13 protein-coding genes are annotated in these 14,095 nt (G+C 59.7%); 9 read left to right on the top strand and 4 right to left on the bottom strand.

What is annotated here, in order from left to right; translation table 11 throughout:
* The first annotated feature begins 24 nt into the window (after nucleotides 1-24).
* From xsc to AC5WNJ_RS11890, 3 genes are all read left to right on the top strand, one after another.
* Nucleotides 25-1,845, top strand: a complete 1,821-nt coding sequence (gene xsc, locus AC5WNJ_RS11900) for a sulfoacetaldehyde acetyltransferase (protein ID WP_495929780.1) — start codon at nucleotides 25-27, stop codon at nucleotides 1,843-1,845.
* 164 nt (nucleotides 1,846-2,009) lie between these two features.
* The gene (gene pta, locus AC5WNJ_RS11895) at nucleotides 2,010-3,029 is read left to right on the top strand and encodes a phosphate acetyltransferase (RefSeq protein ID WP_176677598.1); all 1,020 of its coding nucleotides are present in this window, start codon (nucleotides 2,010-2,012) and stop codon (nucleotides 3,027-3,029) included.
* Between the two features lie 265 nt (nucleotides 3,030-3,294).
* Nucleotides 3,295-3,687: a TIR domain-containing protein gene (locus tag AC5WNJ_RS11890; RefSeq protein WP_176677597.1), complete on the top strand. Its 393-nt coding sequence runs from the start codon at nucleotides 3,295-3,297 to the stop codon at nucleotides 3,685-3,687.
* 111 nt (nucleotides 3,688-3,798) lie between these two features.
* Here AC5WNJ_RS11890 and AC5WNJ_RS11885 read toward each other — a convergent pair whose 3' ends face one another.
* Together AC5WNJ_RS11885 and AC5WNJ_RS11880 are read right to left on the bottom strand one after the other, a co-directional pair.
* Complete coding sequence (locus AC5WNJ_RS11885; RefSeq protein ID WP_495929778.1) at nucleotides 3,799-4,815, bottom strand: IS30 family transposase; 1,017 nt, start codon at nucleotides 4,813-4,815, stop codon at nucleotides 3,799-3,801.
* A gap of 58 nt (nucleotides 4,816-4,873) precedes the next feature.
* Complete coding sequence (locus AC5WNJ_RS11880) at nucleotides 4,874-5,863, bottom strand: IS481 family transposase (protein WP_495929779.1); 990 nt, start codon at nucleotides 5,861-5,863, stop codon at nucleotides 4,874-4,876.
* Nucleotides 5,864-5,931: 68 nt separating this feature from the next.
* Here AC5WNJ_RS11880 and AC5WNJ_RS11875 point away from each other — a divergent pair, with 68 nt between their 5' ends.
* Genes AC5WNJ_RS11875 through AC5WNJ_RS11865 form a run of 3 tightly spaced genes read left to right on the top strand, consistent with a single transcriptional unit; the run spans nucleotide 5,932 to nucleotide 7,672 of the window.
* Nucleotides 5,932-6,378: a DUF4231 domain-containing protein gene (locus tag AC5WNJ_RS11875; protein WP_495931051.1), complete on the top strand. Its 447-nt coding sequence runs from the start codon at nucleotides 5,932-5,934 to the stop codon at nucleotides 6,376-6,378.
* Nucleotides 6,379-6,415: 37 nt separating this feature from the next.
* Entirely contained in the window at nucleotides 6,416-7,432 is a 1,017-nt protein-coding gene (locus AC5WNJ_RS11870) for an IS30 family transposase (RefSeq protein ID WP_495929778.1), read from the top strand.
* A 36-nt stretch (nucleotides 7,433-7,468) separates the two neighbouring features.
* Nucleotides 7,469-7,672, top strand: a complete 204-nt coding sequence (locus tag AC5WNJ_RS11865) for an SLATT domain-containing protein (protein ID WP_495931050.1) — start codon at nucleotides 7,469-7,471, stop codon at nucleotides 7,670-7,672.
* Here the strand turns inward: AC5WNJ_RS11865 and AC5WNJ_RS11860 are convergent.
* Complete coding sequence (locus tag AC5WNJ_RS11860) at nucleotides 7,660-9,408, bottom strand: cobaltochelatase CobT-related protein (protein ID WP_495929777.1); 1,749 nt, start codon at nucleotides 9,406-9,408, stop codon at nucleotides 7,660-7,662. The genes AC5WNJ_RS11865 and AC5WNJ_RS11860 overlap by 13 nt on opposite strands.
* A complete protein-coding gene (locus tag AC5WNJ_RS11855) occupies nucleotides 9,405-10,493 on the bottom strand; it encodes an AAA family ATPase (protein ID WP_495929776.1) in 1,089 nt (362 codons plus the stop codon). The genes AC5WNJ_RS11860 and AC5WNJ_RS11855 overlap by 4 nt, the downstream gene beginning before the upstream one ends.
* A 171-nt stretch (nucleotides 10,494-10,664) precedes the next feature.
* Here AC5WNJ_RS11855 and thiO point away from each other — a divergent pair, with 171 nt between their 5' ends.
* The 3 genes from thiO to AC5WNJ_RS11840 all read left to right on the top strand — a co-directional run bounded on the left by thiO (nucleotide 10,665) and on the right by AC5WNJ_RS11840 (nucleotide 14,012).
* A complete protein-coding gene (thiO, locus tag AC5WNJ_RS11850) occupies nucleotides 10,665-11,804 on the top strand; it encodes a glycine oxidase ThiO (RefSeq protein ID WP_495929775.1) in 1,140 nt (379 codons plus the stop codon).
* 240 nt (nucleotides 11,805-12,044) lie between these two features.
* Nucleotides 12,045-12,431 carry a nuclear transport factor 2 family protein gene (locus AC5WNJ_RS11845; protein WP_495929774.1) on the top strand — a complete coding sequence of 129 codons (387 nt, stop codon included), beginning with the start codon at nucleotides 12,045-12,047 and terminating at the stop codon, nucleotides 12,429-12,431.
* Between the two features lie 117 nt (nucleotides 12,432-12,548).
* On the top strand, nucleotides 12,549-14,012 hold the full coding sequence (locus AC5WNJ_RS11840; RefSeq protein WP_495929773.1) for an NAD(P)/FAD-dependent oxidoreductase: 1,464 nt from the start codon (nucleotides 12,549-12,551) through the stop codon (nucleotides 14,010-14,012).
* Nucleotides 14,013-14,095: the final 83 nt, after the last annotated feature.

Here is a 14,095-nt window from a genome sequence, read left to right as displayed (position 1 = left end):
ATAAAATTTAGAGTTGGAGACGCCATGAGCACTCAAGACAGCGCAGACAATCGCAAGGTCGTGCAGGGCAAGCAGAAGATGACCCCTTCCGAGGCCTTCGTGGAAACCATGGTCGCCAATGGCGTCACCGACATGTTCGGCATCATGGGCTCCGCCTTCATGGATGCGATGGACATCTTCGCGCCGGCCGGCATTCGCCTCATTCCGGTGGTGCATGAGCAGGGCGCTGCCCACATGGCCGACGGCTATGCTCGTGTCTCCGGCCGTCATGGCATGGTGATCGGCCAGAACGGTCCGGGCATCTCCAACTGCGTCACCGGCATCGCGGCCGCTTACTGGGCGCACAGCCCGGTGGTCATCGTCACGCCGGAAGCCGGCACCACCGGCATCGGCCTGGGCGGCTTCCAGGAATGCAAGCAGCTGCCGATGTTCCAGGAATTCACCAAGTACCAGGGCCACGTGACTCACCCGTCGCGCATGGCGGAGTACACCGGTCGCTGCTTCGATCGCGCCATGTCCGAGATGGGCCCGACCCAGCTCAACATCCCGCGTGACTACTTCTACGGCGAGATCGAATGCGAGATTCCCAAGCCGGCACGTGTCGATCGCGGCCCGGGTGGCAGCAAGAGTCTGGATGAGGCGGCCGAGCTGCTGGCCAGCGCCAGGTTCCCGGTCATCGTTTCCGGTGGCGGTGTGGTGATGGCCGATGGCGTCGAGGAGTGCAAGGCACTGGCAGAGCGTCTCGGCGCGCCGGTGGTCAACAGCTACCAGCACAACGATTCCTTCCCGGCCAGCCACCCGCTGTGGTGTGGTCCGCTCGGTTATCAGGGCTCCAAGGCGGGCATGAAGCTGATCTCCCAGGCCGATGTCGTCATCGCGCTGGGCACCCGTCTCGGGCCGTTCGGTACCCTGCCGCAGCACGGCATGGACTACTGGCCGAAGGACGCGAAGATCATCCAGATCGACGCCGACCACAAGATGCTGGGTCTGGTGAAGAAGATCTCCGTCGGCATCTGCGGCGACGCGCGTGAAGCGGCCATCGCCCTGACCGAGCGCTTGGCAGGCCGCACGCTGGAATGCGATGCCTCCAAGGACTCGCGTCTGAGCACCATCCGCGAAGAGAAGGCCGCCTGGGAAGCGGAGCTGGACGAGTGGACCCACGAGAAAGATGCCTTCAGCCTCGACGCCATCGACGAAGCCAAGGATGAGAAGCCGTTCTCCGGCGGCGAATACCTGCACCCGCGTCAGGTACTGCGCGAGCTGGAAAAGGCCATGCCGGAAGATGTCATGGTCTCCACCGACATCGGCAACATCAACTCCGTGGCCCACAGCTATCTGCGCTTCGACAAGCCGCGCAGCTTCTTCGCCCCGATGAGCTTCGGCAACTGCGGCTACGCCCTGCCGACCATCATGGGTGCCAAGACTGCCGCGCCGGAACGTCCGGCCGTCGCCTACGCCGGTGACGGCGCCTGGGGCATGAGCCTGATGGAAATCATGACCGCCGTGCGTCACGACATTCCGGTCACGGCTGTCGTCTTCCACAACCGTCAGTGGGGCGCCGAGAAGAAGAACCAGGTCGAGTTCTACAACCGTCGCTTCGTCGCCGGTGAGCTGGACAACCAGAGCTTCGCCGAGATCGCGCGCTCCATGGGTGCCGAAGGCATCACCGTCGACCGTCTGGAAGACGTGGGCCCGGCCCTCAAGAAGGCCGTCGACATGCAGATGAACGAAGGCAAGACCTGCGTCATCGAAGTGATGTGTACTCGCGAACTGGGCGACCCGTTCCGCCGCGACGCCCTCAAGAAGCCGGTGCGTCTGCTCGAGAAGTATCAGGATTACGTGTAACGCCCGTCGCTGATCGCGCTGTGCAGGTCATGGATGGCAGCGTGATGTTCAAGCGATAGCGCGACGCGCATCAACGACTGGAACTCTCCCTTGCCCCGGCCATTTCAGATGTCCGGGGCTTTTTGGATGTGTCGGCTGCCTGCAAGGGCAGCGAGGAGACAGACATGAAGGCACTCAACAACATTCTGGCGCGGGCCAAGGCAGACCCGCGCCGTATCGTGCTCTGTGAAGGGCAGGACATGCGGGTGGTGCAGGCGGCGGTGAACGCGGCGGAACAGGGCCTGGCGCAGGTGATGCTGGTGGGCGACCCGACCGTCATCGCCGCCACCGCCAGAGAAGCCGGGCTTGAGGATCAGGCGCTGGCAAGGCTCGAGCTGATCGACCCCGCCACCTCCGAGCACACCGCCAGGCTTGCCGAAGCGCTGCACGCGCATCGCGCGGCCAAGGGCATGACGGCGGAGCTGGCCGCCGAGAAGATTCGTGATCCACTGACGTTTTCCAACATGCTGGTGCGCGAAGGGCTGGCGGATGGCTCGGTGGCCGGCGCCGTGCTCACCACGGCCGATGTGGTGCGCACCGCCATTCAACTGCTGGGGCTGGCGCCGGGCAGCAAGCTGGTCTCCAGCTTCTTTCTGATGATGCTGTGCAAGCCGTTCCACAACCTGAAGGGCGGCATGATCTTCTCGGACTGCGGGCTGGTGATCGACCCCGACGCCGAGGAGCTTTCGCAGATCGCGCTGGCCGCTGCCGACAGCGCCCAGGCTCTGCTCGGGGAAGATCCGCGGGTGGCGATGCTGTCGTTCTCCACCAATGGCAGCGCGCATCACGCCTCGGTGGACAAGGTAGTGCAGGCCGCGCATCGGGTACGCGAGCAACGCCCGGATATCGCCATCGATGAAGACGTACAGCTCGACGCCGCCATCGTGGCGGAAATCGCCGAGCGCAAGCTGCCCACCTCGCGCGTCAAAGGCACCTCCAACGTGCTGGTATTCCCCAATCTGGAAGCCGGCAATATCGGCTACAAGCTCGCCGAACGCATCGGCGGCGCCGAAGCCATCGGCCCGCTGCTCCAGGGTCTCGCCAAACCCGCCAACGACCTCTCGCGCGGCTGCTCCACCGCCGACATCCTCAATGTCATTGCGGTCACTGTCGTTCAGGCACAGCAACGCTCCCCGCAAGACTGATTTCTCCTTCTTTTCCTTTTGTTAGCCGCTCACGGCGGATAGGGCAGGCGAAAGCCTGCCTGTAGATTATTATATAGTTTTAGTGATGTTAGATTTGAACTCTTTTATCGTTCAATGTTCGTTGACTTTAAATATATGCTTTGTTGTGTCGTCTTTTAGTCCTATATTCTATGGTCTTGCTATGAATGTGTTAATTACTAAGCTTTAACATATAGATTAGGGTAAGGGTGATCATTGCAATTACTTAATAGTAAGGGGTGGAAAAATGTCTAATGTGGTATTTTTTAGCTTCAAGGAAGCTGATAGAGAGATTGTTCTAACTATCAAGGGAAGAGCAGTTAATCCTAGGTATAGTAATTTGAGTTTTAGAGTTCGCGATTTGCTAAGAAGATGGAGAACGGAAGACTCGGCAGTTATTAAGCAAGCAATTTCCAAAAGCCTTAGTGGTACATCTAGAACAATCGTTTTTGTAGGTAATGAAACGCATAGAAGCTATTGGGTACCTCATGAGGTGAGAATGACCTTCGAAAAAGGTAAGCCTGTATATGCTATTAGAATTAATGGTGTTTATGGAGCTATTCCGAAATGTCTCTCAGATAATGGTATTAGAGTTCATGATTGGAGTGAAGAAAATTTGCAAAGTTTAGCTACAATGTAGGAGCTAGGGATATGAATGCTGAAGACTATCCCGGGTTACATAGGGCTGCTGACACTGCATCTAACCAATCGCAGTCTAAACACGGCGGATGCAGGCTCTGAGTGCAACACTCTATTGAATTGAGGGTGGTGCTTCATTGTGTTTTGCCATCAGTTCATTCATCACCTCGATAGGGCATTTGAAGTCGAATCGTTTTCGAGGCCGCATATTCAGTTCGAAGGCAATGGCATCCAGCTCTTCCTGGCTGGTCAGCGACAGATCCGTTCCCTTGGGGAGATACTGGCGAATCAGGCCATTGATATTCTCGTTGCTGCCTCTTTGCCAAGGGCTATGGGGATCACAGAAGTAGATGGCGACGCCAGTATTTTGCGTGATAGCGGCATGCCTAGCCATCTCCCGTCCTTGGTCATACGTCAGGGTTTTTCGTGCTGCCAATGGCATTCTGTTCAGCGCGGCACTGAAGCCCTCTACGGCTGAGGTCGCAGTCGCATCATGCATCTTTGCCAGTATCAAGTATCCGCTACTGAGCTCTACAAGAGTGCCAACCGCTGAGGCATTGCCTTTGCCCTTGATCAGGTCGCCTTCCCAATGCCCAGGCATCTCGCGCTTGTCCACCTCGGGCGGGCGAAGGTGAATGCTGACCATGTCGGGGATCTGACCTCGGCGGTCCGTCTCACCACGGCGAGGCTTACGCGTACTTTTGCCATGCCGCAGGCAATGGATGAGCTCTTTGCGCAGTTGCCCAACTGGCAGCGCATAGATGGCGGTGTAAATTGTCTCGCGACAGACGTAGGCGTCTTCAAGCTTGGGTAAATTCATGTGTCGAAGCTTGCCGGCGATCTGCTCAGGAGACAAGTAGCGGCGGAGAAGGTACTCGACAAGCCTGAACCGCTCAGTACCGATGGAAAGCTTTCGCTTGGGCCGGCAAAAGCGCCGACGCTTTAGTCGCGACACTTGCGCGCGTTCAGCTCGGTAGTCGTTACCCGGCACACTATTTCGGCGAATTTCTCGGCTGATAGTGGAGGGAGAACGACTTAGGCATCGAGCAATGGCTCGGAGGCTCAGGCCTTGAGAGAGGCAAACCTGGATAGTGGCACGATCGGTGATGCTGAGTTCTGAGTATGACATGAGCGCAATACCTTACAGGGAAACTCAGGTGTTGCACTCAGAATCTGCGGCCAAGCACTTAAATGTCGGGTTCCGTCTGATTGACTATAGCTTGCGTAAACAGCTCAGGTCGTTCGACCTGCCACTCCTTCATTGCTGCTATAGGCGCTTTGTGCTGTAGTGCCTTCTGAGGAATGTGGTGATTATAGAGCCAGCAATAACGCTCGAGTGTCTGTTCTAAATCCTCACTTGAGTCATAACGCCGAGTCGCCAAAACATCGCTGATACGCCCATTGAAGCGCTCCACCATCCCGTTCGTTTGGGGTCTGCCTGGCCTGATCAATCGATGCTCAATACCATGGTTCTGACATTCCTGGTCGAAAAGATGATTTCCACTGGGCTTACGTTCGCCACCCACGGTGAAGCGATCGGTAAAGGATTTACCATTGTCCGTGAGCACGGTTCGAATCGTGAAGGGAGCCTCCTCTTCCACACGCTTCATGAACGCCTGGGCGTCCTTTGCAGATTGACTTGATCTGACCTCCAGATACACCCACCGAGTGGCACGATCAATCGCGACGTAGAGATAACGCTTCTGATCTTCGTCAGGCATTTGGGGCAGGTGCTTGATATCAATGTGCACATACCCGGGCTCATAATCCTTGAAAGGCCGATGCTTGGGCTTTTCGTCCTCCTTCGCATCTTGACGCGCCAGCTTGGCGAGAGTCGGTACATCACGTCGTTTGAGCATGCGCTGAAGTGCGGAACGCGACAGATTTGGGTTCAGGAATTCCCGAGCAACGACAAGTAGATCATCGAGCCCCAGGCGAAGCAGTTCACGTGCGGCGATGACGATCTCTTCCTGTTCTGAGGTCAGAGTCGCGAGTAGGTTATGACGTGTGTGGGAACGATCCAGGACATCATCACGATAGCGCCAGCGTTGTATAGTTGAGACGCTGACCCCGAACTGACGAGCGAGATCTTTGTTCGTCATGCTGGAGGGAGCTGCTTGGATGTCGGCACGGATTTTCGGTGTCGTCGTCGCTTGCTTATGCAGCTTGATGTCCATGAAGCTTTTCCTGAATCAATTGCTTGATGAGCTCACGAGAGGCTAACAAAGGATAGCTTCGTTGTGAAATCCGATCATCCGGCACCCTACACTTAAAGACTCATCTATATCATATTGTTATTTTGCTGCTTGGCGCTGGTGTAGCAATATGTCCTGTGCAAAGCATGATTTTATCATTGGTAAGTATTTTTTCTTTTTTAGCTGCACTAGGTATTTCAATCCTTATAGCAGTGAAGCGGTATGAGCGAAAATGGTATGGCGCAAGAGCTGTAGCTGAGTCAGTTAAAACGGCTACTTGGCGATATATGATGCGGGCAGATCCTTTCCTAGACGCTGCGTCAATATCAGACGCTAATAAGAAATTCACGGACTTGCTTGTTGAAATCTTGAGGTCTAATAATCAAATAGGAGAGATTCTTTCAGGTCAAAGTTGTACTAATGATCAAATTACCAATAGTATGATGCAAGTAAGGTCTCAAAATTTGGCTGATAGGAAACTTGGCCGCAGATTCTGAGTGCAACACCTGAGTTTCCCTGTAAGGTATTGCGCTCATGTCATACTCAGAACTCAGCATCACCGATCGTGCCACTATCCAGGTTTGCCTCTCTCAAGGCCTGAGCCTCCGAGCCATTGCTCGATGCCTAAGTCGTTCTCCCTCCACTATCAGCCGAGAAATTCGCCGAAATAGTGTGCCGGGTAACGACTACCGAGCTGAACGCGCGCAAGTGTCGCGACTAAAGCGTCGGCGCTTTTGCCGGCCCAAGCGAAAGCTTTCCATCGGTACTGAGCGGTTCAGGCTTGTCGAGTACCTTCTCCGCCGCTACTTGTCTCCTGAGCAGATCGCCGGCAAGCTTCGACACATGAATTTACCCAAGCTTGAAGACGCCTACGTCTGTCGCGAGACAATTTACACCGCCATCTATGCGCTGCCAGTTGGGCAACTGCGCAAAGAGCTCATCCATTGCCTGCGGCATGGCAAAAGTACGCGTAAGCCTCGCCGTGGTGAGACGGACCGCCGAGGTCAGATCCCCGACATGGTCAGCATTCACCTTCGCCCGCCCGAGGTGGACAAGCGCGAGATGCCTGGGCATTGGGAAGGCGACCTGATCAAGGGCAAAGGCAATGCCTCAGCGGTTGGCACTCTTGTAGAGCTCAGTAGCGGATACTTGATACTGGCAAAGATGCATGATGCGACTGCGACCTCAGCCGTAGAGGGCTTCAGTGCCGCGCTGAACAGAATGCCATTGGCAGCACGAAAAACCCTGACGTATGACCAAGGACGGGAGATGGCTAGGCATGCCGCTATCACGCAAAATACTGGCGTCGCCATCTACTTCTGTGATCCCCATAGCCCTTGGCAAAGAGGCAGCAACGAGAATATCAATGGCCTGATTCGCCAGTATCTCCCCAAGGGAACGGATCTGTCGCTGACCAGCCAGGAAGAGCTGGATGCCATTGCCTTCGAACTGAATATGCGGCCTCGAAAACGATTCGACTTCAAATGCCCTATCGAGGTGATGAATGAACTGATGGCAAAACACAATGAAGCACCACCCTCAATTCAATAGAGTGTTGCACTCAGAGCCTGCATCCGCCCAGTGTGGATGCAATTAAAAAGATTTAGAGAAATAAGTTCAGCATATGCACTAACAGCTAATGAAATTGGCATTATTAAAACAAAGCTTCAGTACTCTAATACTGATTCTGATTTTTCAGACTTTGTCCGAGATGCTGAGAATGCATTCTCAAGAGAGCACACACAATGGATAGCTAAAACTGAAGATACTGTCTCGCCTCACATCCCCTGATGCCGACACGCCAGCGCCATGTGATAGACGATTTCATCGGCGAGGGCGTTGTCGAGGGTGCGTTCGAGGTCGATGATCAGCTGGTTGGGGTAGTAGGCGCTGAGGTCCAGCCCGACGCCGAGGCCGAGAATGGCCTGGCGGCCGGAGCGAGTCTGTTGCGCGACGACCTGCTTGAGGTGGCTGTCGAGGTATTGCTCGTCATTGGCGGTGTTGGTGGCGCTGTCACAGGGGCTGCCATCGGAGATGACGACCAGCAGACGGCGTGCGCCTTCGTCGGCAGGGGCGTTGTCGGCGAGCCGTGAGCAGGCCCATTGCACGGCTTCGCCATCCACGCCTTCGCGGTAGAGATCGGCCTTGAGCAGGGCGCCGAAGTTGCGCCGCGCACGTCGCCACGCCAGTGAGGCGGGCTTGAAGATCAGATACTGCACTTCATTCAGGCGGCCCGGACGCGCGGGCTTGCCGGCGCGCCGCCAGTCCTTCAGGGCGCGGCCTCCATTCCAGGCGCCAGTGGTGAAGCCGAGCACCTCGGTGGGCACACCGGCCATGTCGAGCGCGCGGGTGAGTATCTCGATCAGCATCGCCACCGCCTCGCCATGCACCTTCATCGAACCGGAGCAGTCGATCAGGAAACTGACCTGCGCACTGGCCTCGGGCACCCAGCGCTCGCGCTGGAAGACCCGCCGCTCGGCCGGTGAGGAAATCACCTGACTCAGCCGCCGCCCATCGATGATTCCTTCTTCCTCCCCGAAGTGCCACCCCTCACGCTGTGGCGAGCTGAAATGGCGTGCCAGCTGGCGTGCCAGGCGCCGCACGTTGATCCTCTGCTCCGCCAGGCGCGTATCCAGCGCCTGACGATACTCATCGAGCAGGGCCGCGCGCATGCGTCTGGCCGGTTCCAGCTCGCGGTCATAGGCCGTGGTGAACACCTGATAGGGCAGCAATTCCTCCGGCGCGCCACGCCGATGGCTCGGCAGCTGTGATGCCGCCTGCTCCTCGAGCAGACTCGCTTCCTCATCCTCGTTTTCCAGAAACAGCGCGAAGCGCTGTCTGGCGTCCGCCTCGTCATCCTCCTCGCCGTCCTGCTCCTCCAGCGATTCGGCCAGCTCCTGCTCCAGCCACAGGCTGATGTTCAGCGCGTGCTGCTGATAGGCCGCCTGATCGAAACGCGTGCGTCTCAGCCCCGCCATGTCAGCGCCCAGCGCCTGATAGAAGGAGGCGCGCGTCGTCTCGATGTAATCTTCCGTCTCGTGGATCACCGCACAGGCCATCAGGCGCGACCAGCACGACTGGATGACGCTGTAGATGAGGATGCCGCTGCTCGTCTCGGTCAGGCCCGCGTGATAGAAGGCCAGGCACCAGTCGGTGAAGCGCCGCGTCAGATTCTCCTTCACGCCGGGCATGTCAGGGTCGACCAGCGCCTCGACGCGCAGCTGCTCCAGCAGGTCATAGATCAGGCGGGTTTCCGGCAGCGCCGGCCGCGCTGCCAGATGCAGCGCCTCGTCGGTGTGGATCAGACGCAGGGCGATGCCATCGCTGACCGCGCGATAGTTGTCGAGCGTACAGTCATCTTCCTCAAGGCGCAGATGTGGCGTGCGCAATGGCAGCGCCCGAGCATGCCGACTCAGGCGCCGCCCACGATAGGCCCAGCCGGCCTGGCCGCTGAGTGCCCCGAGACTCGCCGCCGCAAGCTCCTCGAGATACTGCTGACGACGACGTACCTGCTGGGCCGCACTCATGCCCGGACTCCCTTGTCGCTGTCCTGCTCATTCATCAGGTCGCTTTCCATCAGCGCCGCGGATTCCTCCAGTTCCTTGGCGAAACAACGCTGATAGAACTCGGCGACCAGCGGTCGCTCATGCTCATCGCACTTGTTGAGGTAGGAGAGACGGAAGGCCAGCGCCGGGTTGCGGAAGATCTCGCAGTTCTCCGCCCAGGTGATCACGGTACGCGGCGACATCAGGCTCGACAGGTCGCCATTGGCGAAGCCCTTGCGGGTGAGGTCGGCCACCGCGACCATCGCGCGAATCAGGGCGCGGCCACGCTCGTTGTCCTTGGCGGGTACCCGCGCCAGCACGATCTTCACCTCTTCCTCACGCGGCAGGTAATCCAGCTTGGCGACGATGTTCCAGCGGTCGATCTGCGCATGGTTGAGCAGCTGGGTGCCGTGATAGAGCCCGTCCTGATTGCCGAGCCCGACGGTATTGGCGGTGGCGAACAGCCGGAACTGCGGATGCGGGCGAATGACGCGATTCTGGTCGAGCAGCGTGAAGTGGCCGTCGCGCTCCAGAATGCGCTGGATGACGAACATCACGTCCGGGCGGCCGGCATCGTACTCATCGAAGATCAGCGCGATGGGGCGAGTCAGCGACCAGGGCACGATGCCTTCCTGGAACTCGGTGACCTGCACGCCGTCGCGAATCACGATGGCGTCCTTGCCGACCAGATCCAGCCGGCTGACATGGCCATCGAGATTGACGCGCAGACACGGCCAGTTGAGGCGCGCGGCGATCTGCTCGATATGGGTCGACTTGCCGGTGCCGTGCAGGCCCTGAACCATCACGCGGCGGTTGTTGGTGAAGCCGGCGAGAATGGCGAGGGTGACATCGGGATTGAAGCGATAGGCCGTGTCGATTTCCGGCACGTGGGCGTCTCGATGCAGAAATACCGGCACCTTGAGGTCGCTGTCGATATCGAACAGCTCGCGTACGCTGCGCAGTTCGGTGGCCTGCAACTGGCCAGCGGCCAGCGGCTGCTCGGCATCGCTGACAGGGCCGGCAGGGTGTTGGGCATCGCTGGAAGGCGTCAAGGTGGCGTCGCTCACGGGGTGTCTCCCTCGTCATTCTTGTCGGTGGCTGGCCGCACTGGCTGCAGGGGATGCAGTGGCAAGCGGACGGCGGCAATGGCTTGAATATAGCTTTGTTTCTAAAAATAATGCAAATCGTATCGAAATATGAGATTTGTGATTATTCATTCCCCCGCAGGAGCAAGGCAGATGAGCGATACCCTGATCATTGGTGGCGGCGTGATCGGCATGATGATGGCGTGGCAGCTGGCCGAGGCCGGCCAGACGGTCACGCTGCTGGAGCGCGGTCAGTGCGGGCGCGAGGCATCGTGGGCCGGTGGCGGTATCGTCTCGCCGCTGTATCCGTGGCGCTATTCGAGTGCCATCTCGTCACTGTCACGCTGGTCAGAAGGCGAATACCCCAGGCTTGCCGAGGCGCTCAAGGACGCCACCGGCATCGATCCCGAATACCGCCAGAAGGGTCTGATCTACCTGCGGGTCGAGGATGAGGCGCTGGCGCTGGACTGGGCGCGCACCCAGCACAAGCCGCTGGAGGTGATCGGTCAGGAGGCGCTCTACGCGCGTGAACCGAATCTGGTCGCGGGTCATCAGGAAGCCTTGTGGATGCCGACACTGGGCAGCATCCGCAATCCGCGCCTCGGTCAGGCGCTGCGTGCGCGTCTGCTGGCCCACCCGCGTATCCGGGTGCGTGAAGAGTGCGAGGTCACCCAGCTGGTGCTTGCCACGCCGTCGCGTGTCACGGGCGTCCGGCTTGTTGATGAGACCGTCAGCGCAGACAACGTCGTGGTGTGTGGTGGCGCCTGGAGTGGCAAGTTGCTCGCCGCCGCCGGTGTGCTGTTGCCGGTGCGCCCGGTAAAGGGCCAGATGATGGTGTTCAATCCGGTGGCGGCGGGGCTTTGCAGCGTGTATGCGCCGCTATTGTCGCGTGTGGTGCTGTGCGATGGCCGCTACGTGATTCCGCGCGCCGATGGGCGAATTCTGATCGGCTCGACCCTGGAGCATCAGGACTTCGACAAGTCCACTACCACGCAGGCGCGCGAGTCACTGCATGCCAGCGCCGCGAGCATCCTGCCTGCGCTGGGGGATCTGGCGCCGGAACATCACTGGGCAGGTCTGCGTCCGGGCACGCCGGATGGCACGCCCTTCATCGGCGCGGTGCCTGGGCTGAACGGCCTCTACGTGAATGCCGGCCACTACCGCAATGGTCTGGTGCTGGCGCCCGCCGCCACGCGCCTGCTCAGTGACATCCTGCTCGGGCGCGAGAGCTTCATGTCAGCGGAGGCCTTCACGCCACCGGGCGTGGCAGCGCCCACGGCCCTCGCAGGCTGAATCGTCCGAGGGCGGCGATCGGATGGCCTTGGTACGGCATCAGCGCGGTGCGATGGGACCAGTTGGCGCCAGGGCAGCAGCGCTGGTACCAACTGGCCCAATCGCTGGTGGTCAACTGGTGCTAAAGGGCAGTGCAGGTGTCGGCGTAGTCTCGGGTCATGGCGCAGCGCCTGCTGTCGCCCTTGCTCAAACGACACGCTCGAACAACAAGCCCAACAACAAGACTGCGGAGCCCGACCCATGACTCACCAAGCGACCATCGAACTGCTGACTGCCTTCTGCGATGCCCTCAACCGTCACGACATCGACGACTGCCTGTCGATGATGACCGATGACTGCGAATTCCTCGCCATCGCCGGGCCGGAACTCGAAGGCAAGACCTTCGCCGGTCAGGACGCCGTGCGTGCGGGTCTCTCCGCTGCCTGGCAGAACGCGCCGGATGCCCAGTGGATCGACGCGGAAATCTTCGCCGATGGCGACCGTGGCTTCGTCATCAGCACCTATACCGGCACCACCGCCGATGGCGCGCGCAGCGAAGCGCGCATGATCGACGCCTTCACGCTGCGTGACGGCAAGATCGCGATCAAGAACGCCTTCCGCAAGAACCGTCTGCCCGTCAACGTCTGAGCGCCAGCGGCGTATCGATCAGGGATGAGGTTTCTGAAGCTGTCTTTGCCCAGGGGGGCAGCGCGTCACGGCGTCAGGTCGTGGCGTGCGCCCCGTGGGTGAGAGGAGGTGTTCGAGATGGAAACTATCGTGCAGCATGGCGCCCGGCCAGATGAGGTGGGCAGCGAGTCACCACAGCGCCCGGCCACTCAGGCCTCCCGGCCGTATGACCCGGCCTATGACCCGATGGTGAGCGCCACCCCCGGCGAAGGGCGCGATTACGCGCCGACCTACTGGGTCGCCACCGCCGGCGAGCCGCCGGCAGACGATGGCCCGGTGATGGGCGATATCGACGCCGATGTGGTGATCGTCGGTTCCGGCTTCACCGGTCTGACCGCTGCCATCGTGCTGGCCGAGAAGTACGGCATCAAGGCCACCGTGCTGGAGGCCAATCGGGTCAGCTGGGGCTGTTCGACCCGCAATGGCGGTCAGGCGCAGTGCGCCACCGGTCGCCTCAAGCGCTCGCAGTGGATCGAGCGTTACGGTCTCGAGGCCGCCCACGGCCTGCACCGCGAGTGCGTCGAGGGCATGGAGAATTTCAAGGAATTGATCAAGGACATCGACTGCGATCCGCAGCCGGGCGGCCATCTGTATATCGCTCACCGCGAGCGCATGATGCCGGGGCTGGAGAAGGAAGCGCGCCTGTTGCGCGAGACCTTCAACTACGACGCCCGCATCATCGATGGCGCCACGGTGCGCAACGAGTGGGTCGGCGACGAAGAGGCCTGCGGCGCGATGCACGAGCCGGAAGGCATCGGCGTGCACCCGGGCAAGTTGGCCTTCGGCTATCTGCGCAAGGCGCGCCGCCTGGGCGTCAAGGTGCACCCGGCAAGCCCGGTGGAGAGCTGGGAGACCCGCGATGGCGTGCACTATCTGACGACGCCGGGTGGTGTGGTCAAGGCGCGCTCGGTGGGCATGGCCACTGGCGGTTACACCTCCGGCAAGCTGCATCCGGAGCTCGACAAGCGGCTGATGCCGGTGCTCTCCAACTCGCTGGTGACGCGCCCGCTGACGGCGCAGGAAATCGAGGCGACCCGCTTCCATACCCATCAGGTACTCACCGATACTCGGGTGCTGCGTCACTACTACCGCCTGCTGCCGGACAACCGCCTGCAGATCGGCAGTCGCAGTGCCGTGTCAGGCCGTGACGCACCCAAGGCGCAATACGAGCAGCTGCTGATCGCCGACATGCATCGCAAGTTCCCCGCGCTGCAGGGCATCGAGGTCGATTATTCCTGGTGGGGCTGGGTGGATGTCAGTCACGACATGATGCCGCGCATCCATCAGCCGGACCCGAAGCAGAGCATCTATTACGCGATGGGCTATGGTGGCAACGGCGTGATGTACTCCGCCCAGGCGGGCAAGCGTCTGGCACAGTGGATCGCCAGGGACGCGGCGGACCTGGTGCTGCCGATCTTCCAGTCACGCCTGCCGTATCCCAATGTGCTCAACAAGGTCGAATCGCCGCTGTTCGCACCGTTCCGCCGCACCGGCCAGCGTTGCCTGTATCGCTGGTACGCCTTCAAGGATGAGGCGCAGTAGTCTGCAAGTGCGATTGTCTGCAAGTGCAATTGCCCGAAAGACAAGAGGCTCCCTGATTGCCAAGTATTATTGGTCAGTCAGGG

The organism is Cobetia sp. PDI-23MA (genome assembly GCF_059507735.1).
The sequence above is the reverse complement of the archived record's forward strand: the minus strand, read 5'-3'. Positions and strand labels throughout refer to the sequence as shown.

Excerpts from the sequence above, each read along its gene's own strand:
- xsc (WP_495929780.1), top strand. The coding sequence starts at position 25 with ATGAGCACTCAAGACAGCGCAGACAATCGCAAGGTCGTGCAGGGCAAG.
- pta (WP_176677598.1), top strand. The coding sequence starts at position 2,010 with ATGAAGGCACTCAACAACATTCTGGCGCGGGCCAAGGCAGACCCGCGC.
- AC5WNJ_RS11890 (WP_176677597.1), top strand. The coding sequence starts at position 3,295 with ATGTCTAATGTGGTATTTTTTAGCTTCAAGGAAGCTGATAGAGAGATT.
- AC5WNJ_RS11885 (WP_495929778.1), bottom strand. The coding sequence starts at position 4,815 with ATGTCATACTCAGAACTCAGCATCACCGATCGTGCCACTATCCAGGTT.
- AC5WNJ_RS11880 (WP_495929779.1), bottom strand. The coding sequence starts at position 5,863 with ATGGACATCAAGCTGCATAAGCAAGCGACGACGACACCGAAAATCCGT.
- AC5WNJ_RS11870 (WP_495929778.1), top strand. The coding sequence starts at position 6,416 with ATGTCATACTCAGAACTCAGCATCACCGATCGTGCCACTATCCAGGTT.
- AC5WNJ_RS11865 (WP_495931050.1), top strand. The coding sequence starts at position 7,469 with ATGCAATTAAAAAGATTTAGAGAAATAAGTTCAGCATATGCACTAACA.
- AC5WNJ_RS11860 (WP_495929777.1), bottom strand. The coding sequence starts at position 9,408 with ATGAGTGCGGCCCAGCAGGTACGTCGTCGTCAGCAGTATCTCGAGGAG.
- thiO (WP_495929775.1), top strand. The coding sequence starts at position 10,665 with ATGAGCGATACCCTGATCATTGGTGGCGGCGTGATCGGCATGATGATG.
- AC5WNJ_RS11845 (WP_495929774.1), top strand. The coding sequence starts at position 12,045 with ATGACTCACCAAGCGACCATCGAACTGCTGACTGCCTTCTGCGATGCC.
- AC5WNJ_RS11840 (WP_495929773.1), top strand. The coding sequence starts at position 12,549 with ATGGAAACTATCGTGCAGCATGGCGCCCGGCCAGATGAGGTGGGCAGC.